At 29.9% G+C, this 21,663-nt stretch carries 18 protein-coding genes; 8 read left to right on the forward strand and 10 right to left on the reverse strand.

What is annotated here, in order from left to right; genetic code table 11:
• Window positions 1–602: 602 nt before the first annotated feature.
• Window positions 603–2,591, reverse strand: coding sequence for a DHA2 family efflux MFS transporter permease subunit (locus CD121_RS10715; RefSeq protein WP_017636506.1), 1,989 nt, complete (start codon window positions 2,589–2,591; stop codon window positions 603–605).
• Window positions 2,592–2,603: 12 nt separating this feature from the next.
• Window positions 2,604–3,251, reverse strand: a complete 648-nt coding sequence (locus CD121_RS10720) for an HlyD family efflux transporter periplasmic adaptor subunit (protein WP_017636507.1) — start codon at window positions 3,249–3,251, stop codon at window positions 2,604–2,606.
• A 118-nt stretch (window positions 3,252–3,369) separates the two neighbouring features.
• Between CD121_RS10720 and CD121_RS10725 the strand changes: the two genes are divergently transcribed.
• The gene (locus tag CD121_RS10725; protein WP_029055793.1) at window positions 3,370–3,921 is read left to right on the forward strand and encodes a TetR/AcrR family transcriptional regulator; all 552 of its coding nucleotides are present in this window, start codon (window positions 3,370–3,372) and stop codon (window positions 3,919–3,921) included.
• Window positions 3,922–3,979: 58 nt separating this feature from the next.
• Here the strand turns inward: CD121_RS10725 and tcaB are convergent, their stop codons facing one another.
• The 3 genes from tcaB to tcaR all read right to left on the reverse strand — a co-directional run bounded on the left by tcaB (window position 3,980) and on the right by tcaR (window position 7,462).
• Entirely contained in the window at window positions 3,980–5,182 is a 1,203-nt protein-coding gene (tcaB, locus tag CD121_RS10730; protein ID WP_029055792.1) for a putative multidrug effflux MFS transporter TcaB, read from the reverse strand.
• A gap of 156 nt (window positions 5,183–5,338) precedes the next feature.
• Window positions 5,339–6,751, reverse strand: a complete 1,413-nt coding sequence (gene tcaA, locus CD121_RS10735; RefSeq protein WP_126568246.1) for a membrane-associated protein TcaA — start codon at window positions 6,749–6,751, stop codon at window positions 5,339–5,341.
• 252 nt (window positions 6,752–7,003) lie between these two features.
• Window positions 7,004–7,462, reverse strand: coding sequence for a MarR family transcriptional regulator TcaR (tcaR, locus tag CD121_RS10740; protein ID WP_107999859.1), 459 nt, complete (start codon window positions 7,460–7,462; stop codon window positions 7,004–7,006).
• Between the two features lie 182 nt (window positions 7,463–7,644).
• Here tcaR and CD121_RS10745 point away from each other — a divergent pair, with 182 nt between their 5' ends.
• Complete coding sequence (locus tag CD121_RS10745) at window positions 7,645–8,607, forward strand: YdcF family protein (protein WP_126568249.1); 963 nt, start codon at window positions 7,645–7,647, stop codon at window positions 8,605–8,607.
• Window positions 8,608–8,657: 50 nt separating this feature from the next.
• Here CD121_RS10745 and CD121_RS10750 read toward each other — a convergent pair whose 3' ends face one another.
• Window positions 8,658–9,323 carry an ABC transporter ATP-binding protein gene (locus CD121_RS10750; protein WP_017636512.1) on the reverse strand — a complete coding sequence of 222 codons (666 nt, stop codon included), beginning with the start codon at window positions 9,321–9,323 and terminating at the stop codon, window positions 8,658–8,660.
• Complete coding sequence (locus CD121_RS10755) at window positions 9,323–10,381, reverse strand: ABC transporter permease (RefSeq protein ID WP_126568251.1); 1,059 nt, start codon at window positions 10,379–10,381, stop codon at window positions 9,323–9,325. The genes CD121_RS10750 and CD121_RS10755 overlap by 1 nt, the downstream gene beginning before the upstream one ends.
• 136 nt (window positions 10,382–10,517) lie before the next feature.
• On the opposite strand from CD121_RS10755, the gene CD121_RS10760 reads away from it, so the two are divergent.
• From CD121_RS10760 to CD121_RS10775, 4 genes are all read left to right on the forward strand, one after another.
• The gene (locus tag CD121_RS10760; RefSeq protein WP_108000680.1) at window positions 10,518–11,192 is read left to right on the forward strand and encodes a response regulator transcription factor; all 675 of its coding nucleotides are present in this window, start codon (window positions 10,518–10,520) and stop codon (window positions 11,190–11,192) included.
• Entirely contained in the window at window positions 11,185–12,552 is a 1,368-nt protein-coding gene (locus CD121_RS12565) for a sensor histidine kinase (protein ID WP_126568254.1), read from the forward strand. Before CD121_RS10760 ends, CD121_RS12565 begins: the two co-directional genes overlap by 8 nt.
• A gap of 135 nt (window positions 12,553–12,687) precedes the next feature.
• Window positions 12,688–13,137, forward strand: a complete 450-nt coding sequence (locus tag CD121_RS10770; RefSeq protein ID WP_232159957.1) for a LytTR family DNA-binding domain-containing protein — start codon at window positions 12,688–12,690, stop codon at window positions 13,135–13,137.
• Complete coding sequence (locus tag CD121_RS10775; protein WP_126568256.1) at window positions 13,134–13,595, forward strand: DUF3021 domain-containing protein; 462 nt, start codon at window positions 13,134–13,136, stop codon at window positions 13,593–13,595. Before CD121_RS10770 ends, CD121_RS10775 begins: the two co-directional genes overlap by 4 nt.
• 395 nt (window positions 13,596–13,990) lie before the next feature.
• Here CD121_RS10775 and mqo read toward each other — a convergent pair whose 3' ends face one another.
• The gene (gene mqo / locus CD121_RS10780; protein ID WP_126568259.1) at window positions 13,991–15,469 is read right to left on the reverse strand and encodes a malate dehydrogenase (quinone); all 1,479 of its coding nucleotides are present in this window, start codon (window positions 15,467–15,469) and stop codon (window positions 13,991–13,993) included.
• A gap of 404 nt (window positions 15,470–15,873) precedes the next feature.
• Here mqo and CD121_RS10785 point away from each other — a divergent pair, with 404 nt between their 5' ends.
• Window positions 15,874–17,019 (forward strand): glycosyltransferase family 4 protein, encoded by a 1,146-nt coding sequence (locus CD121_RS10785; RefSeq protein ID WP_017636519.1) that lies wholly within the window; start codon window positions 15,874–15,876, stop codon window positions 17,017–17,019.
• A gap of 145 nt (window positions 17,020–17,164) precedes the next feature.
• Here the strand turns inward: CD121_RS10785 and CD121_RS10790 are convergent, their stop codons facing one another.
• Window positions 17,165–18,766: an L-lactate permease gene (locus tag CD121_RS10790; protein WP_029055783.1), complete on the reverse strand. Its 1,602-nt coding sequence runs from the start codon at window positions 18,764–18,766 to the stop codon at window positions 17,165–17,167.
• Between the two features lie 339 nt (window positions 18,767–19,105).
• Here CD121_RS10790 and CD121_RS10795 point away from each other — a divergent pair, with 339 nt between their 5' ends.
• A complete protein-coding gene (locus tag CD121_RS10795) occupies window positions 19,106–20,788 on the forward strand; it encodes a CDP-glycerol glycerophosphotransferase family protein (RefSeq protein WP_046467088.1) in 1,683 nt (560 codons plus the stop codon).
• Between the two features lie 94 nt (window positions 20,789–20,882).
• Here the strand turns inward: CD121_RS10795 and CD121_RS10800 are convergent, their stop codons facing one another.
• Window positions 20,883–21,644, reverse strand: coding sequence for a hypothetical protein (locus CD121_RS10800; protein ID WP_046467087.1), 762 nt, complete (start codon window positions 21,642–21,644; stop codon window positions 20,883–20,885).
• Window positions 21,645–21,663 lie beyond the last annotated feature (19 nt).

The following is a 21,663-nucleotide window of genomic DNA, read 5'->3' on the forward strand; positions in this document are numbered from 1 at the left end:
TCATTTCATTCGTTCTTTTCGGTTCGCCTTAAACCATTCTGAACTTCGTTCATATATTTGCAGTAGATGTCTGTCTTGAACGTGCGTATTTCATACTTCCTTCAAGTCTAGCCATCCTTGCCGGGGTGGAACGACGATAAAGAACATCTTAGTCAAAACTAAGATGTAAGTACTACTAACCTAATAAAATTAGGAGTAGTACTTCACATTTCTGTTCTACTCCCATAAGTGGCTCCAACTCATTTCATTCGTTCTCTTCGGTTCGCCTTAAAACTTTCTGAACTACGTTCATATATTGGCAGTAGATGTCTGTCTTGAACGTGCGTATTTCATACTTCGTTCAAGTCTAGTCATCCTTGCCGGGGTAGAACGACGAAATGCTTCACATTTCTGTTCTACTCCCATAAGTGGCTCTAACTCATTTCATTCGTTCTTTTCGGTTCGCCTTAGCTTCGCTAATGCATAAGTGGCTCTAACTCATTTCATTCGTAAGAGCCACTAAAAAAAAAGGGATCGATATCAAAATTGATACCGATCCCTTAAAAATCATGCCCCCACAACACAATTTTTTTAATTAAACTTTATTTAATGTCTATCAACAATTAATCTTCTGCTCTTGATTTTGCAGCTGATGCATCAGCTTTCTTCTTACTTTGTAAGAAGAAACTTAAAATAAGTGCTAATAAACTTATCATAGTTGCAATAACGAATGCATCGTTTATACCTTCAACAGAAGCCAATTTATTTATAAATTGTAATAATACTTTCATTGCACCTTGTTCTCCACCATATTGTTGAGCCAATTCACGCATATGATCTTGAACAACTGGATTTGTTTTATCTAATTCTGTGCCAAATGCGGCAACATGATTAGTTGTTTGTGTTGTCATTACTGTAACAAGAATCGCAGTACCAATAGAACCTGCTAATTGTCTCATAGTATTTACAAATGCATTACCATGAGAAATTAATCGACCTGGTAAAGCGTTCAAGCCTGCAGTCATGATAGGCATCATAATAAATGCCATACCAAATGAACGCAACACATAAATACCCATGATTGAGAAATATGGTGTGTCCATATTTAACTTAGTTAATTCCCAAGTTGCATAAGTCATTATAGCAATACCAAAAATAGCTAATGGTTTAATACCAATAGTATCTAATAACTTACCTGCAACAGGACCAAGTACACCCATTACTAATGCACCCGGAAGCATTAATAGGCCTGAATCTAACGCAGAGAATCCACGTAAATTCTGTAAGTAAATAGGTAATAAAATCATACCACCATATAAACTCATCATAACAATCATATTAATAACTGTTGTTAAAGTATATGTTGGGTATTTCAATACTGTTAAGTTTAACATTGGTGCTTTCATTCTTAATTCTCTAATAACGAATAAGATAATGAATATAACACCAATCACAAACATCGTAACGATTTCAGTTGAACCCCAACCTTTATTACCAGCTTCAGAGAAACCGTATAATAAAGCACCGAAACCAATAGTACTGTAAATAATTCCTGGTACATCGGCTTTAGGGTTTGTGGTTCTTTGATAAAGTCTAAACCAGAAATAACCTACTATGATAGCTACTAATCCTATAAAGAACATACCATAGAACATTATATTCCAATGATAATTTTGAACAATATAACCTGATAACGTTGGGCCAATAGCTGGAGCTAATATCATAGCCACACCCATAATACCCATTGCCGTACCACGTTTTTCTGGTGGGAAGATTGTAACAATAACGTTAGAACCTAAAGGCATTAAAATACCAGCACCAATAGCTTGTAATACACGTCCTACCATCATAATAGGGAAATTCATTGAAATAGCACAAATCAATGATCCTATAGTAAATAGTACAAGACCTATAAGAAATAACTTTCTATAAGAATATTTATTGAATAGAAAAGCACTTATCGGTATTAAAATACCATTTACTAACATAAATCCTGTCATTAACCATTGTCCAGTTGATGCAGAGATATTAAATTCAGTATTAATTTTAGGTAGCGCAACGTTTAATAGAGTTTGGTTTAAAATAGCAATAAACATCCCAAATAACATTGCTGCTAAAATTTTACCTCTAGTGATACCATTACCAAAGATAAAATCACTATGTTGTCTCTTGATTTTTTCATTAACTCTGCCCTCTTCTGAGTCAGGGTTAATTGGATTATGCACTTCTTCGTCTACATCTTCTGTTTCTTCTCTATCAATATTGTTACGAGAAGAATCGTCTGAACGACGTAGTTTCTCTTGGTCATGTGCATTGTTGTTGTCATTTTCAGATTCATTCATTGATTCGAAATGATGTTTTCTTTTATCGTCTTCTATATGATTTGAAGTTGAACCAAAATCATTAGGAGATGTTGTACGTGACTCAGATTGTTTGTCTAAATCACTTGCTTTAAATTTAGATTGATATGATTGACTCTCAGAACCTTTTGTTGAGCGTTGTTCCACTTTTTGGTTTTTAGACTTTTTCTTACTTTTAGAAATAAAGAAATTAATCAAACCAAGAAGTATGAGCGCGATTATAATATAAACAATAATGAAGGTCGCTGTCATTTAATGACCCCCTTAATTTTTATGAATTTTGACTTCAGCGTTCATACCTGGAACAACATTTTTAGATGGTTCAGAATCTAGAGAAATTTTAACTGGTACAACTTGTGATACTTTAGTGTAATTACCATCACTATTTGATGAAGGCATTAATGAGAAGCTATTTGCTGTAGCATCACCAATTTGTTCTACTTTACCACTTACAGTTGCTTTTTGACCGTCGATATCAATATCTACGTCATTTCCTTTTTCAATATCAGCAACATCTTTTTCATCAACGTTGGCAGTAACATATAAATCATCTAAATTATACGCATAAGCGATTGGGTTCCCAGCTTGAGCCATTGAACCTTCCATACCATCTGTTTTTACGATTGTGCCATCTTTAGGCATTTTGATGCTCATTTTTTTAGATTGACCATCTTGACCTTGTCCAACTACTTCAGCTACTTTGTCACCTTTTTTAAGTTTGTCACCTTGTTTTGCATCAAATGATTTGATTTCACCTGCAGTTGGGCTTGCTATTTTCATTTGATCGCCGTCTATTTTGGCGTTATCAGTACTAACATAGCTTGTTGCATTGTTCCAGAAGTAAAAGCCTAATACTCCAATAACAATTAATACTATGATAGTAATGATATTAATTAATACCATTTTCTTCATATATACTTCCTCCTATTTGCTTTTAAAATTCACTTTATCTATTATAGTTACATAGACATTAAAAAAACACCGACACTTTAAAAAAATGTGTCGGTTATATGAACAAAGGTGAATACTAATGAAAAGAAAAGCAAAATATAAAATTATACAAAGTATGATTGATCTATTAGATGAGTACCCTTTTGAAGATATTACTATTAAAATGATATGTGCTTACAGTGGTGTTAATAGATCTACTTTTTATGATAATTATAAAGATAAATATGATTTACTAGAAAAAATCCAAAACTATCATCTCTCTAAATATACTAAATTACTTACAGCTTTATATAATAATTTTGAAAGTGTAAGAGTAGATACAAGCAAATTATATAAATTTTTCTTAATTGTAGCTAAATATATAAAACGAAAAGAATCGTTTTATCGTGCTATTTTCATTACTTATCCAAATAAAGGATTAGCGTTTGATTATTTTCAAGCTACAAAAAAAACATATGAACATGTTATTAATGATTATCCAAATTCAATTCGTAATAAGTCTTTATTTATCACTTACTCAATTGGTGGTGAAGTGGGTGTTATATTTTATTGGCTACGTAATGGCTGCCAAGAATCACCAGAAGAAATTGCTGAAAATTTACTAGCAAACACAGTTAAACTACAGCGATAATTATATTTGGTAAATGATGAAAAACAACCAAAGTGATTGTATTAATCACTTTGGTTGTTTAATTGTTACGATGTATTTTTGAATTAAGTAATTGTAATATAATTAAAATAATAGCCGTTGAACTAATAATCGTTACATAGGGCATTACATTATGCTCGCCCATAACATTAACCAATGAAGACATTACGCCACCTAATAGGAATTGTACTAATCCTAATAAACTAGATGCACTACCTCTACCTCGTGTACTTTCATCCATAGCAATTGAAAAACCTAAACTTGCCACTGCTGTTACAGGAGAAACTAATATAATAAATCCAATCACTAAAATCCAAAAACTCATATGATTTAACAAAGTAAAGATAACTAAAACTACACCAAATATTTGAATAAAGGTCACTATTTTTAATAAGCGTTGTCTATCCACATAGTCTACAAGAAAGCCTACTAACTGACTTGAAATAATTAATGTAATACCTATACCGGCAAACATAATACTGAATTGTAAAGCTGACATGTGATAGATTTTTTGAACTATAAATGGAGAAGCTGAAATATAGGTAAATAACATAATAAAAGAAAAACCTTGAATTGCCATCGGTAGTACAAACTTAGGTGTAAATAATAAATGCTTAAAGTTTTTAAACATTTCTCTAATACCATTACTATCTTTTTCATCTTCTTGTAAAGACTCTGGCACCTTCGTTAATGTACCAATAACCATTAATACACCAAATACAGTTAAAATAATAAATACCATTCTCCATACCGCAAAGCTTAGTATAACGCCACCAATAGCAGGCGCTATAACTGGTGCAACACCATTAACTAACATTAGTAAAGATAAAAATTTAGTTAATTCTTTACCTTTATACATATCACTAGCAATCGCTCTCGAAATAACAGATGCCGCCCCACCAGTAATTCCTTGTATAAAACGCAAAGCTATCATCACTTGTATATTCGTAACGAAGACAATACCTAAACTTGCAATAGTATAAATAAGCATTGATATCCATAACGGTTTCCTTCTACCAATAGAATCTGATATTGGTCCAGCAAATAAATTACCTAATGCTAAACCAATCATAAATAGAGATAATGTTAATTGAGCATTTGAAGTTGTTGTATGAAAGTCATTTTGTATATCTGGCAACCCAGGTAAAAACATATCTATAGATAATGCGCCTATTGCAGTAAGTGCTCCTAAGATGATTACAAATATAAGAGATTGTGATTTTGCTCGTACTTTACTATTCATTTTTTGAAACCACCTTGTTTTTATTTTTAATAATAAAAGTTCTAATATTATATGATATAGAAATATTTAACATATGAGATTTTGATAATTAAAAAAATGAGACGTAGGACAATGTCCATAAATGTAAATGAACTTCATTGTACTACGTCTATTTCTCTAATCTGTTTCTTTAATTAAGTTAAAGTCATTCCCACTAGAATCTTGCTCTAACTCATACTCTTTATTAACATACTGACCATTTTCATCGATATGTTGTACAGTTGTTAATATTTTATCTCCACTTTTGCTAGCACTCAATACTTGTGGTGATTGTAATGATACAAGTTGTTGATTACTAATACTATTTTTCATTTTGTCATACATTGAAGAATTCTTTTTAAAATAACTTGATATTAAATCAAAGTTACTTTGATTTTTGGCTGAAGTTAAAGCCATAGAATAACCACTAAAGAATTGTGTGAGTTTGTTCTTCAAACTATTTTCTTCTTTTTCTTTTTTAGTCACATATTTACTTATTTCATCACTATCAAAATCTAAAGTAACTGACGTATTATCTTTTAAGTTAGACGCTTTAATTGTCTTAGTTTCAGATTCAAATGTTTTACCTTTCGCCTTACCTTGAGCTGAAATTGTTATATCTTTATTTTTAGGATAAGGACCGAATTCTTTAGAATTTGAATATGACATTGTACGATCATTAATGATTACTTTTTTCGATTTACTTGTCAGTTTCGTTGCACCTTTTAATTTGATATTTAAATGCGCTTCTTCAAAGTTTTCGTTAACATCTACAGTTTCACTATTACTATTCTTGAAATTAAAATCAAGTGTACCTGTGAATACGCCATTTTTTGTTTCTTTAGTTGCGTCTATGTGATAATTACCAGGAATAAAATAACCTAATGGTGTTGTTTTATTTGCATCTGCAATGACTGTTTTACGTTTACCACCTGATTTAAATTCATATTTAGTATCCACTTTAGGTTTAACGATAGGTTGTTTTGTAGGTGCATTAAAACTCATATTATCAAAAATAAAATATCGTCTTCCGTTTTTACTTACACGTAAAATATCTTGCCCATCTTTAGTTTGGATATACGATGCAACACTTGAATCGCTTTTGTTTAATTTATCAACCGTATTTCTAACATCTCTAACGAAATGCTTCATGCCCACTTCTTTTTTAATATATTTGATGTACGCAGCCGCTTCATCAGGATCGACCTTTTTGTCTTTCGTACCAAGTAAGGTTGCTACCTTTTGATTATCGTCGTTATCAATTGCATTCACTAAAATTTTAGCTTGAGCATTGGGTGAATTATAATTTCTTAGAAGGAAAAATAAAATAACTAATAGTATGATAATAAAAAATATAATTGCCACTGGCACAACTTTTCTGATTTTAATATTCGATGATTGATTAGTTGATTTGTTAGTTCTATCTTTTCGTTTAATATTGTTATTTTTACTACTTTTCTGATTTATTTCTTTTTTTAATGACTGGCCGCAATTATGACAAGTGTGCTCATCATTTTCAACAGAGACGCCACACTGAGGGCACTGTTTCATCGTATCACCTCTATTCACTTTCCAAACTTACTACCATTTATAAATAGTTATATCACTATATTTATATCAAGGGGGGTTATTACTTATGCATCATTTTTTAATATTTAAAATTTATAAATCTTTATTTTTTCAGATATTTTCATTATATGACTAAATGAATAACAGTAACATACGTATTTAGTCTTATGTCCAATGTATATACAAATTATATTCCTAACTCTTCTATTGTGTATAGTCTTTATTTAATAATTTTTAAGATAGTTTAGAACTATAATTCGTCATTCTATGATTAATAATATCTAAAACATGTCTTACTTGTTCTAAATCTTCCGCAGAAAAATCATTTGTAAAGTCATGAGCAATACTATTAATCAAAGCTTTACGCTCTTTTATATATGATTTTCCGTTATCAGATAACGTAATAAATTTGAGTCGTTGATCTATATTAGCGTTAGGTTTTTCTAAAATAACTAAACCTGCATCTAGCAATTTACTAATTCTTCTACTCACTGCCGCTTTATTAACGCCTTGCTTCTCCGTAATTTGACTAATAGTCATAGATTCGTTACTAAGCATCGTTAATACATTAGATTGTTCTAAAGAAATGCCATATTCATTTTGCAAATCTTTCAATAATTTAGCCGTTAAAGTATTTACATTATTGATAAATGTTTCTAAAAATGCAATATGATCTTCTAATTGTCTAGTCATATGTATCTCCTCAAACACGCGTAGATTTATATAAAATATTTATTTTTCATCTTATAAATGATATCAAGAAAAATTATAAAATGAAACCTTAAAAACAGTTTTAACTCAATATCTTTTAAGTTGCTTATTTAACTCTTATCAACTACATTTATATATACATATATGATAGAGGTGGCCCTTTCATGATTCCATTGCTTTTCACTTTATTAATTTTAATAATATTGTTTTCTTTATTTTTCAACCAATTTATAACTTTAAGTATAACTGGATTTATTTCTACTATTATATTAGGTTTTATAACTCTAATTTACCATCTGATTAGTTATTCAATACCTTATGAACTAATAGCAATAATAATAATGATATTTATGTATATCATATTAAAGCATGCCTCTATCTTTCGTAATAAACAAGGGCGTCGTTTTATTAAGCAAATGACTTTAAGTGGAGTTCGGTTAATCCTATTTATAATTGCTTGTTTCTACATTAGTACTTGTCCTATTCCAATATTGAATGGCATTATACTATGGCTTAGTTTCATTGGTTTGTCTACTTTATTCGCTTTCTTTTGTTATGTCTTTTGGTCTTCTGCATATGGTTCAACTCATTTTCAAAAACCAATCGATTTAATCATTATTTTAGGGGCAGGTATTTTTACTGAAGAAGTTACACCTATGCTTAAAGAACGTTTAGATCGAGCATATGATATTTACCGACAGTTCCATAATTCTCCTATGATTTTAGTTTCTGGTGGTCAAGGTCCAGATGAACCTATTACTGAAGCTTTAGCTATGCAACGCTATTTAATTCATCGCGGTGTCCCAAAAGAACATATATTATTGGAACAACAATCAACAAATACTAATACTAACTTTATATATTCGAAAGAAATAATTAGAAAACATTTCAATATTAAACCCAAAATACTGTGTGTAACTAGTCAATTTCATATTTTAAGAGCACTTAAATTAGCTAAAAATCATGATATTCAAGCCTATGGTATTGGCAGTCATACACCATACCATTTTTTCCATATTGCGTTAATCAGAGACTTTTTAGGTGTAATGTACCAGTATCGTCTTTTACTAACCATATACTTTGCACTAACCTTTTGGTTAAGTATTATCATTTTATGGATTAAATAAAAGAGACAGTGTACATTCTATACGAATGTATTACTGCCTCTATTTTTATATTAATTTTTAATTAGACCATCTTCTAAGTAAATAACTTTATCTGCATATTCAAACAATCGTTGATCATGTGTCACCATAATTCCACACATTTGATTGTTTGAAATTTCTTTTTTAATCATTTTTACAACAGATAACGCTCTTTTAGCATCTAAACTTGCTGTTGGTTCATCAGCTAATAACACTTTAGGATTATTCATTAGCGCTCTCATAATAGCTACTCTTTGTTTTTCACCACCTGATAACATATGGGGGTAAGCATTCATTCTTTCATACAATCCTATATCACTTAATAATTTTTCTGCACGACGATATGCTATTTTTTTAGACATTCCTGCTTCACGTCCTACAATTATCAATTGATCAATGACGCTTAAATAAGGTACTAAGTGAGAAGATTGGAAGATAAAGCCTATCTCTGATAATCGACGTTCACTATTTTGTTTAGACGATGAAAATAAAGGTTGTTGTTCATAGTTTATATCCCCATCAGTAGGAGAAAGTAGACCTCCTAATATAGATAACAATGTTGATTTACCCGAACCTGATGCACCTGAAAGAATTACAAATTCACCAGGCTCTATTGTTAAATCGATACCCTTTAATACTTCTGTCTTAGTACTACCTTCTCCAAACGTTTTAATTAATTGTTTAACTTGCAATGTCACTATTCTCCACCTCCAATAGCATCTAATGGATCGATTTTAACGACTTTAATAAATGATAGTAATGAGCCTATGCATGCTACGAGAATGAAAATGACAATAACTAAAATGTAATTAGCGTAGGCTAAATGAAATGGCATTGTTACTGGTATTATGAACGAAACACTTATAATCATAGCGACTGATATTAAAACTGATAATATTGTAATCATTAAAATTTGTGAGGTTAAGGATTTAAGCAAGTGTCTTGTCTTTATACCAATCGCTTTTAAAATACCTATTTCTGATACTTTTTGGATTGTCATGACATAAAAGAAGGCACTAAGAACAATAGCAGAAATAACGAGTAAACTCACTATCATCATGTTTAGTGGTGCTTGTTCAGCTTTATAACTAGCAATATTATCTTTTAATTCATTTTCATCTGTAACTTGGATACCTGTAATATCCTTTAGCTGTTGTTGTTCATGCTTCGATAGTTTATTGAATGGATAAAATGTAGCATACTGTCCTTTAATATCACTGAATCCTTGTTGATTCATCATTACGATTGAACTATGTGAATACATCGCATCTTTAAGAAATCCTGTTACTTTATACGCTTTCTCTTGATTTTTAAATTGGACTTTATCTCCAATATTTATCCCCTTTCCTGTTAATTTTTCATTCACAACAATTTGATTATCGTTTTTCGGATAATGGCCCTTTGACAACTTAAACTTATGTTGTAATGAAGAATCGATTGCTAATACATCTTCATTATTTTCTCCTTTAACATTTAAAGTTTGTTGTTTCATTTTCAAGGGTTTAGTGTTAATGATATTTTCAACCTTAGATTGTTGTTTTTTCGTTAATTGAGATTTTTCAATTTGAGGTGCTTTCATATCTTGGATAATATAATGTTTTGATTTAAGCTGACTAAATAATGAAACATTTTCTCTGCCAAGCCCTTGTGCTAAACCACTAATAAATAACACCATCATACTTAATAAGACAATAATTAGCATAATCAATATATATCTTAGCTTATAAAATTTTATTTCATTCCATGCTAATTTCATTCATATTCACTCCTATTCGATATTTTCACTAGTTGTATATTAATTACTTTTTATGAACTGAATATGAACAATTTCATACATTGTTTTATAAATTTTGCTCATAGTATAATTAAGTAAAAAAGATAGGAGTGTGTATATGAATCGCTGTCTTATCGTCGATGATGATTTAAAAATATTAAATTATGTCTCGACACATTTAGAAAAAGAACACTTTCAAACTTATACTCAAATGAATGCTAAAGATGCACTTGAATGTTTAAATCGTAATCAAATAGATATTGCTATTGTCGATATTATGATGGAAGGTATGGACGGGTTTGAATTATGTCAAATTATCAAAGAAGATTTTGAGTTACCTGTCATTATGTTGACTGCAAGAGATGCACTAAGTGATAAAGAACGAGCATTTCTAAGTGGTACGGATGACTACTTAACGAAGCCATTTGAAGTCAAAGAACTCATATTTCGTATTAAAGCTGTTTTACGTAGATATGATATACATGCAGAAGAACAATTAGTAATAGGTGATTTAACACTCCAACAAGCGTATATGGAAGTTATAGTAAACGATAAAACGATGATGTTACCGAATAAGGAATTTCAACTTCTTTTTCTATTAGCCACTAATAAGAAGCAAATACTTACAAGAGAGCATCTTATTGAAAAAATATGGGGGTTTGATTATGAAGGTGATGAAAGAACAGTTGATGTCCATATTAAGCGTTTACGACAACGTTTAGCTCAATTACATTCTAATGTCACAATTAAAACAGTTCGTGGACAAGGATATAAGGTGGAAGTAAATGTTTAAATCTTTATATATTCGAATTGCTGTATATACAATCGTCGTCATTTTATTTAGTGCGTTTATCAGTTTTATTTTCACAAACATTTATTATCATTTTAATCTAAAACCCTCTAATGATGCGAAAATTATGAAGACATTAAAAGAAGCTAAGGAATTTGAAGATAAACAATCATTTGAACATATTAATACATATTTTAAACACTTGGGAGATATGAATTATCAAATTATGACTGTTGATCAACATGGTAACAAACACTTTTATGGCGCTCCTTTTAGAAAGGATAGCTTACCCAAACATGATATCCAAAAAGTTTTACACGGCGATACTTATCATGGGATAAAAGAGAAGCCTTTTAAACTTTTTGTAACTGGTTTCTTTGATAATGAAACTGATAATACTGTAGGTCTTCAATTTAAAAATAATCATCAAGCTATTGCAGTATTTATGCGTCCTGATATAGGGGAAACATTTAGCGAATTCAGAATATTTTTAGCAGTGCTATTAGCATTATTGTTGATAATTTCAATCTCGTTAGTTATAGCTTCTACCTATTCTATAGTAAGACCTGTAAAACAATTGAAACGTGGTACAGAAAGATTAATGAATGGAGATTTTAACACGCCGATTAAACAAACACGAAAAGACGAAATCGGCACATTACAATATCGTTTTGACACAATGAGACAATCTTTAAAGCAAGTTGATGAAATGCGACAACACTTTGTACAGAATGTTTCTCACGAGATCAAAACGCCCCTAACTCATATTAAACAATTATTAGTGGATTTAGAACAAACCGATAATGAAAATAAACGACAAAATAAAATAGAAGAAATCAATCAAATTACAACTCAACTTAGTGATTTAACAAGAGAATTGTTATTATTATCGGAACTTGATAATGCACAACATCTTACATTTTCAGACAATATACAACTTAATATATTGATCAAAGACATTATTCGACATGAACATTTCGCACTAGATAATAAGTCATTAATGATAATGTCTAACTTGGAATCTATTTATTTCCTTGGAAATGAAAGACTATTACACCAAGCTATAAATAATCTTATTATCAACGCCATTAAGTATGCTTATCACGATTCAGTTATTAACATTGCATTAACGCAAACATCACAACATGTTTTAATTCAAGTTACTAATCATGGTGATGTTATAAGCGAAACACAACAATCACGAATGTTTGAACGCTTTTATAAACTTAGCCATGATAACAATAGTAATGGCTTAGGTTTGGCAATTACAGAATCAATTATTAAACTTCATCACGGTAAAATTTACGTCTCAAGCACTCAACAAGAAGGAACTACATTTACGATTCAATTACCTAACACTTAAATAGCCTATAATATACGATATGCGGTTAATATGATTATATTTTAACCGCATATCTTTATATAGCTACCACATATCTCAATTTAGAGGTATATATACTTAATTCATGATTAAATATGATGTATAGAGGAGGTTAACATTGTGCAATTAAAGTTATTTATCAGTCCTAAAGAAAAAGAGCGTTTTGTAGAGATTCATTCCCCTAGTATGGATAATGATATTAATCACATCATTGAAGCCGTCCAAAATATTGAAAAATTAACTGAAATCAATGGAAGACAAGAAGAAGATATTTATAATTTGAAAATAGAAAATATCACTACATTTCGTACTTTTAATAAACAAGTTATAGCTATTACAAAAGGCGAAATCTATTACATCAAATATAGACTTTATGAATTAGAGCAACATTTGCCAACATCATTTATTCGTATATCCAAGTCTGAAATCGTAAATCGCGATGCAATTATAAAACTTCAATTAGAACCTAATGGATTGATTCGCATTTATTTAAATAACTTAGATAATGATTTTACATACTCCTCTAGAAGATATTTAAAATCTATAAAGGAGAGATTATCATTATGAAAAATATTTATAAATCTCTATTCATTAGTTTAATGATTGGATTAAGTTTGTCTATTATATTTAGTTATCTTTATGCTGAGGGGAATTATCATCCATTATCACCAGTATCTACAATAGGCAAAATTTATTACCAACATTTAACAGAACCAATCATCATGCTTTTATCTATCCTCATTTGGATGCTAATAGGTTTATTATTCTCTATTAATAATTTGATATTTAGTGCAACTGATTGGGGTATTACAAAAGCTACTATTGTCCATTTTATTTGTAGCTATTTCCCTTTTACCATACTAGCTATTTTAGCCGGATGGTTCCCATTAAAATATGATAGTTTAGTTTTCTTCACATTCACCTTTATCATTATTTATATTATTATTTGGTTTGTTAGCTATATAAAAACTAAGAAAGAAATTTTAAAAATAAACCAACAACTTAAAAACTCGCATTCCAAATAAACAAGGATCTGGGACATAAAGTTCTTGGACAAATGAAAAAAGGTAATTTCTATTTTATTTTAATAGAAATTACCTTTTTATTACTTCTTTAATTTTTTAATATGAAATCACATATAAATACGTAGTATTTATGGCAAGACTCCTGAGGGAACAGTACTAGTTGAAGACCTTAGAAATTCTCACAAATTTATCTGTGTAGTATTTCTGGCTGAAACTGTACCATAGGAAGGGACCCAACACAGAGAAACTGATTAAATCAGTTTCTACAAGCAAAGCAAGTTGGGCATAGCGTAGCCATACAATACGAAGTATTGGCATAAAGAAAGTACTAAGATTATTAACATAAATCACCTTAGTGCTATTATTTTGGATTTATGTCCCAGCCTCTTTACTATTTATTTAACTTTCAAATATTTAACTATTTCTTTATTAACAGCATGATAAACATCTTCATGTTCAGTTAATTTTAATCCGAATGAAGGAACCATTTCTTTTATAGCAGATTCCCAACTGTCAAAGTCATCTTTATAACATTTTTGAAGTACATCGAACATAATATCTACAGCAGTAGATGCACCTGGTGATGCACCAAGTAAAGCAGCTAACGTACCGTCTTCTGATGTAATTACTTCAGTACCAAATTGTAAATTACCTTTTGAATCTTTAGTATCTTTAATCACTTGAACACGTTGTCCTGCAGTAATAACTTCCCAATCTTCATCTTTAGCATTTGGTAAGAATACACGTAAGTCATCTATTCTTTCCTCATTAGAAAGCATTAATTGTGATACTAAATATTTTGTTAAGTCAAATTCTTTAACACCTGCAGTTAACATCGTAACGATATTATTAGGTTTCACTGATTTAATTAAATCTAAATATGATCCAGTTTTTAAGAATTTTGGTGAGAAACCTGCAAATGGTCCAAATAGTAATGAACGTTCACCATTTACAAATCGTGTATCTAAATGCGGTACTGACATAGGTGGCGCACCCACCTCAGCTTTACCATAAACTTTTGCATGATGACGTTTAATAACATCCGGATTTTTACATCTTAAGAATAAGCCACTAACTGGGAAGCCACCGATATGTTTAGATTCTTTAATTCCAGTTTTTTGTAGTAATGGTAGGCTTGCACCTCCAGCACCAATAAATACGAAATCAGTTTCATAAGTTGTAACTTGATTATTAGCTAAGTTTTTAACCTCAACTAACCAAGTTCCATCATTTTGTTTAGTTACATCTAAAACTTCATGTTTATAATTAATATCTACATTTTTTTGTTGTAAATTACTAAATAACTTTTTAGTTAGAGCTCCAAAGTTAACATCTGTACCAGTTTCATCATAAGTGATAGCAATTGGTTCTTCGTCTGTTCTACCTTCCATCATGAGAGTTACCCATTCAGCAATTTTATTTTTATCTTCAGAAATTTCCATTTTACTAAATAAAACATTCTTTTGAAGACTTTCAACACGTCTTTTTAAGAAATCAACATTATTCGCACCTTTAACGAAGCTCATATGAGGTACTGTTTTAATAAAGTTTTCTGGATTTTCTAATTGTCCTGTTCTAACTAAATAAGCCCAAAACTGTTTAGAAATTTGAAACTGCTCGTTGATTTTAATCGCTTTAGTAATATCTACAGATCCATCTTTACCTTCTTTAGTATAATTCAACTCACATAATGCTGAATGCCCTGTACCAGCATTATTCCAAACATTTGAACTTTCTTCACCGGGTTGATTCAACTTTTCAAATATTTTAATTTCTTTATCAGGTGATAATTCTTTCAATAATGTTCCTAACGTTGCACTCATGATACCGCCACCGATTAAGATGACATCTGTTTTGCTATGTTGTGTACTCATAACAAATACAGTCCCCCTTTTTTAGTTGATTAATAAAACTATCAAATGACCTAGATTTATATTAAAGCGCTTTCTAAATAGGTAAAAAAATAAAATCAACGATTTCCATTAATTCTAAACAACTTTTATTTTAGATTTATAATTAATGTAATCTAGTCATAATTACTCAATACATTACCTAAAATATGACACTTAAAACATTTAATATTGTACCATATAATCAATACTTAAATGAAATAAACACCTATTTGAAAATGTCAATTTCTTAGTAACATCACACATAGATCAAAATGATATATCTCATTTATTGTTAATACTTATATTTTAACATATTCATTTAACTCATTTGTGAACTATGTCATGATATAATCAATATAAATTCATAAAAATTAAGAGGTGTTCAAATGAAGTCGTTCACATTTTTCATGCATAACATCTATGCAATGGGCGGAACGGTTAAATCTATTTCACAACTTGCTAATGCATTAGCTGAAAAAGGTCATCCAGTTACTATTATTTCTGTCTTCAGAGGTGCCGACAAACCCTATTTCAAATTGCATAAAGATATCAATATTAAAGTATTAATTGATTACCGTATGAAACCATCTAATATTAATGCTATTATTGCGAATCGTATTAAAAAATATACACCGTTCTTAAAACCTAAACAATTATCACAGTATGAACCTGGACTTAATCAATTTTCGAGTTATGTTGAGAAGAAAATGATAAAAGCTATTAAACATGTTTCTACGGATGTTCTCATAGGTACAAGAGCAAGTTTTAATATTTTAATCGCTAAATATCAAAATAAAAAAGTTACAACTATCGCTATGGAACATATGAATTTCAATGCACATGATACAAAGTATCAAAATCAAATCATTAATGCATATCGAGAAATCAATAAAGTCACAACTTTAACTTCAGCAGATCGCGATATTTATCAATCAAAACTAAAAACACCTGTTTATGTTATACCTAATATCATTGATAACAAGAGAATTGCTTCTCAAAAGAAAAATATTATTATTGCTGCAGGAAGATTAGAATATGAAAAAGGATTCGATCTTTTATTAGAAAGCATTAGATTAATTCAAGACGATTTGAGACATTTAAACTATGTATTGCACTTATATGGCGATGGACAAGAAAAAGATTCATTAATTCAATTTATAAATCAATATCATTTACAAGATATTGTCGAACTTTATCCATCAACACCTAAACTTGATCAAAAGCTTGCTCAAAGTAAAATTACTGTCGTTCCATCAAGAAATGAAGGCTTTGGTATGGTCTTACTTGAAGCGATGGCTCAAGATAACATTGTCATTAGCTTTGCTGGTAATACTGGCCCTGATTCTATTATTAAAAATGGTAAAAATGGTTATTTAGTAGAACATGATGATACATCTCAATTGGCTAAACGAATTGATTTAACGATGCATAATGATAGTGAACTCCAATATATCATCAATGAGGGTCGACATACGCTAGAAAATTATACTGCCGAAGCTGTTTATAAAGATTTCATGAAAATGTTCAGCTAAAGTACATTATTAATTAATATTAGCTTTAAAATTTTTAACAGTATATACGTCAAGACACCTTAAAAAGCATATTAATAATATACAAAAAACTGATTTCCCGATATATGAGAAATCAGTTTTTTAAGTTTAACTACTAAATTTAATTTTATAATAATACTGATAAGATAAATGTCCAAATACAGATGAATATTAGTAAGCCAATACTATATCTCAAAGTCATTTTTAGTAATTCAGATTCTTTACCTACTTCTTTAACAGCTGCAGTTGCAATAGCAATAGATTGTGGTGAAATTAATTTAGCTGCAACCCCACCAACTGTATTAGAAGCAACAAGTAATGAACCACTCGTACCAATTTGTTGTGCTACAGATGCTTGGATAGGCGCAAATAATGAGTTGTTATTAACTACTGATCCAGTCATGAACACGCCAATCCAACCTAATATTGGAGAAAGTAATGGGAATACGTTTCCAGCTTTAGCAATACCTTGACCCATTGCACTACTTAATCCACCATAAGTAGTTATTTTAGAAATAGCTAATATGAAGCAAATTGTTAAAATAGGTAACCATAATTCTTTGAAAGTTACACCGAATAAACGTCCCGCATCACCAAAGCCAACTTTTTTAGACATTAATACTGTAATAATAATAGTGATTAAAATCGCAGTACCAGTTTGACCTATAAGATTTAATGATAATGTAATTGGTTTATGTGCAACTTCACTAAATGTTCCCGGTAAATTAAAGTTAAATACTAATCCAGAAAGTTTACCATTAGGTAAGAATAAATTTTTAAATGATGGTGCGCTCCAAATCATAACGATAACTGTTAAGATAACAAATGGGCTCCATGCATAGAAAATTGATTTTGCGCTATGATGTTTAACTGGTTCAGGTTCAACATCTTTTTGTATTCTAAATGTATGTTTCGGTTGGAATTTTCTTGAGAATAAAGCTAAAGCTAACATTGATGCTAATGGAGGAATAATATCTGCTAATTCTGGTCCATTAAATACAGTTAGTAAAGCTTGTAATACAGTATACGTAATAGAAACGACTAATATTGAAGGTAATGTTTCTTTAATTCCTTTAAAACCATCAATTATAAAGATTAATAAAAATGGTATGAAGAAGTTAATAATAACTAAAGTAAATACTGATGTTTGGGATACTCCCATTGCTGTTACACCACCAGGTAAATGAAGTGTATCAACAATCCCCACTGGAATACCAATGGCACCAAATGCACCTGAAGCTGCGTTAGCTACTAAACACAACATAGCAGCTTGTAAAGGTTTAAAGCCCAATTGCGCTAATAATAAAGCACAAATTGCAATCGGAACACCAAATCCTGCTGCCCCTTCTAAAAAGGCATTAAATGAAAAACCTATCAATAATAACTGGATACGTTGGTCTTGAGAAATACTTGTAATACTATCTTGAATCGTAGAAAATTGTCCAGATTCTAATGTGATTTTATATAGTAATACAGCCATCATTACAATATAACCAATTGGAATAATACCTTGGAAGAAACCTTCCACTACCGCACCTGAAGCAATTCCTACAGGTAATTTAAAGAATGGAATTGCAATCAATAAAGTAACGACTAATGTTGTTATAGCAGCATAAATCCCTTTCATTTTGAAAACAGTTAAACATAATAAAAATAAGATAATTGGTACTGCAGCAATAATACTTGATAACACTAAATTATCAAATGGATTGAATGAATTTACTAACATAGTATGACTCTTCCTTTACTTTAAATTTGTTTGTCTCTAGCTAGAGTTATATCAAAATAAAAATATTTATTATCTTTGATTGTGAGTCTTCTTCAAATTGAATTCATTTATAACTTGTGAACTTTTTCACAATTAAAATATATCATCTTATCGTTAAAATTACAACATTGATTTTATAGTTTTGCCCAATTATTTCCCTTTATTTTTTTATTCTTTATTTTTGTCTCAAAAGCTTGTAATGATAACGCTTACATAAATCGTTAAACGTCCTCATTATGAATTAATGTGTTACACATGATAAAATAAGAAGAATAAATTTAGCCTAAAGAGGTCAGCGATATGATAAAGCAAATTAATATAACTAGTTTAGAAAACTTAGATATTCAACTTATGAAAGCTTTAGATGAAGGATATACACATTTTGTTCCATACTCTAATGATATAATGCTTCATCAAAAAATGCTTGATGCTGTTGAATTAAAGAGCACTTCAATTATTGTTGATTATACAATAGATAAAACCTATTTAAATGATTGCAGATATTTTGGGTTAGAAACAGTTGATTTTATAGATTGGGTTAAAAATATTAATCACTTTCCTAATGTGATTTATGAAATTAAATCTGCCCTAGTTCATCTTGAAAAATTTAATATTGAGACTATTTTTGATTTAGCTTTAGTAACCATTTTAAAAGGCCAACTTGCAGTAGATGGACATGTTGTCTTTGATTTTAAAACACCTATTTATACTAGTAGTCAACTTTGGTCATCTATTGATAAAAATAATATTAGTAAAATAAATCAATTTTATTTAAACAAAATCGCATATGAACATCGTCAAAAAATCCCATTCCCTAGATTTACTTATAATGATCATAGTGAATTAAGATACTCAGATTCTGTATTGTTAAGTACAAAATTCAGATTACCTAAGTGGATGTTCAAACCATTTAAAAATCATTCTTTAAAAAAACATAGAGAATTAAGTTATATCTATGATAAAGATAAGTCATTGCTTAAAGAACATGTTGTCTTTATGGGATTTGATTATGGTTATCGTGGTAATTCTAAATACTTATTTAATTATTTTGTTAAGAGAAATCCAACCATCAATACTTATTTTGTGACAAATGATAGACAAGGGCCACATTTTATATCACCTGAGGATTCTGAAACAAAATCTATGATAGAAACTGCTAAAGTAGTTGTCACGGAAAGTTATATTCCAGATGACATCAAACCAAATGGTACTATTATTCAACTTTGGCATGGTACTCCAATTAAAAAATTATTTTTAGATAGTCATGAACCAAACCAAAACTTAAATATATATAATTATAGAGCTCGTAAATATAACAAGTTAGCTAAACAAGATTACTTAGTATGTGATTCAAAATTTGCTATGGATATGTTCCATACAGCTTTCCCTACTCATGATACTGAAGTGTTACCTATTGGTTATCCACGCGTGCAATATTTACTAAACAAACTAAGTGAGTCATCATTTTATGAACAACTCAAACGCGACTTAAATTGCGATCTAAATAAACCAATATTACTTTATGCTCCAACTTGGTTATCAAATAATGAGTTAGACCCAACATTACCAATCACCGACCAATTATTGGATAAATATAACGTTATATTTAAAGGTCATGTCGAAAGTAGTCAAACCGTAAACTTACCTGATGAAGTGATTATTCCTCAAAAAGGAATAGAAACTCAAGATTTACTACTTATTTCTGATATCGTACTTACAGATTATTCATCTATAGTATTTGATGCACTAACAATTGATAAACGTGTATGCTTATATACACCTTATCATGACCAATACAAAGAAGAGCGAGGTATTTATAATCGTGTGATGAAAAGCTTAGCTAATGTTTGGTATACGGATCCTGATTTATTACTAAATGATTTAGTAACAGATATGATTCCTAAAAACGATAATCCGTATATCAATAAAAATAATCAATCCTTACAATATCTTACGAAGCTAATTCAAAAAGAGTTAAAATAACTAGAAACTAATGTTCTTATAAAGGCGTATCACAAAGTATTTACATTTGATGATACGCCTTTTTTATATCTATATATTTTGAAATAACATACTTTTATTTTCCATAAGCTGGGTCAACAACAACTGGTTCGCCTTGGCTATTTACAGTAACTATAGAATAAACACCATTTTGTTGTGGGTCTTTGAAACTAAATACATATCTATAATTGGCATTCTCACCTTCAATTGCATAGTCATTATACGTTTTATTACTACTGCCATATAAATTTGCTTCTTGTCTTGCTAAATCTAAAGCAGTTTGGAAGTTAGGTAATTGTTTTAATGCAGTTGATTGATTAACATTTGATTTTGATAAATTTCTAGCTACTGATGTGGCATTTTCTGATTGATATGGTGCTACGTAACCACTTGTACTTTGTGTTGATTGTGAAGATTGATTTGATGTTTTTTGATTGTTAGTATTACTAGCAGTTTGGTTTGAATTATTATTAGATGTATTCGCGTCATTCATATTATTAGATTGCTGAGTTGAATTGTCAGTACTTTTAGCTTGTTGATTTGAATCATTTCCACTATTATCATCTTGATTCTGACTTGTTGAATCATTACCACTTGTATTGTTTTGGTCATCGTTTTGATCATTATTTTGGTCATCTTTACTTTCCTTAGAATTGCTTTGATCATCTTTATTTGATGTTTTATCTTTTGAATGATCATTTGACTTTTTATCCTTTTGTTCAGTTTTAGATGACTCATCTTTAGAGTTGTCTTTATCTTTGTTGCTATCATCATTCGAACATGCTGTGGCACCTAATAAAAGTGATAATGCCAACAAACTCGTATATAATTTTTTCATCAGTACAACCTCCTAAATA

Source organism: Staphylococcus pasteuri, assembly GCF_003970495.1.
GTDB lineage: Bacteria > Bacillota > Bacilli > Staphylococcales > Staphylococcaceae > Staphylococcus > Staphylococcus pasteuri.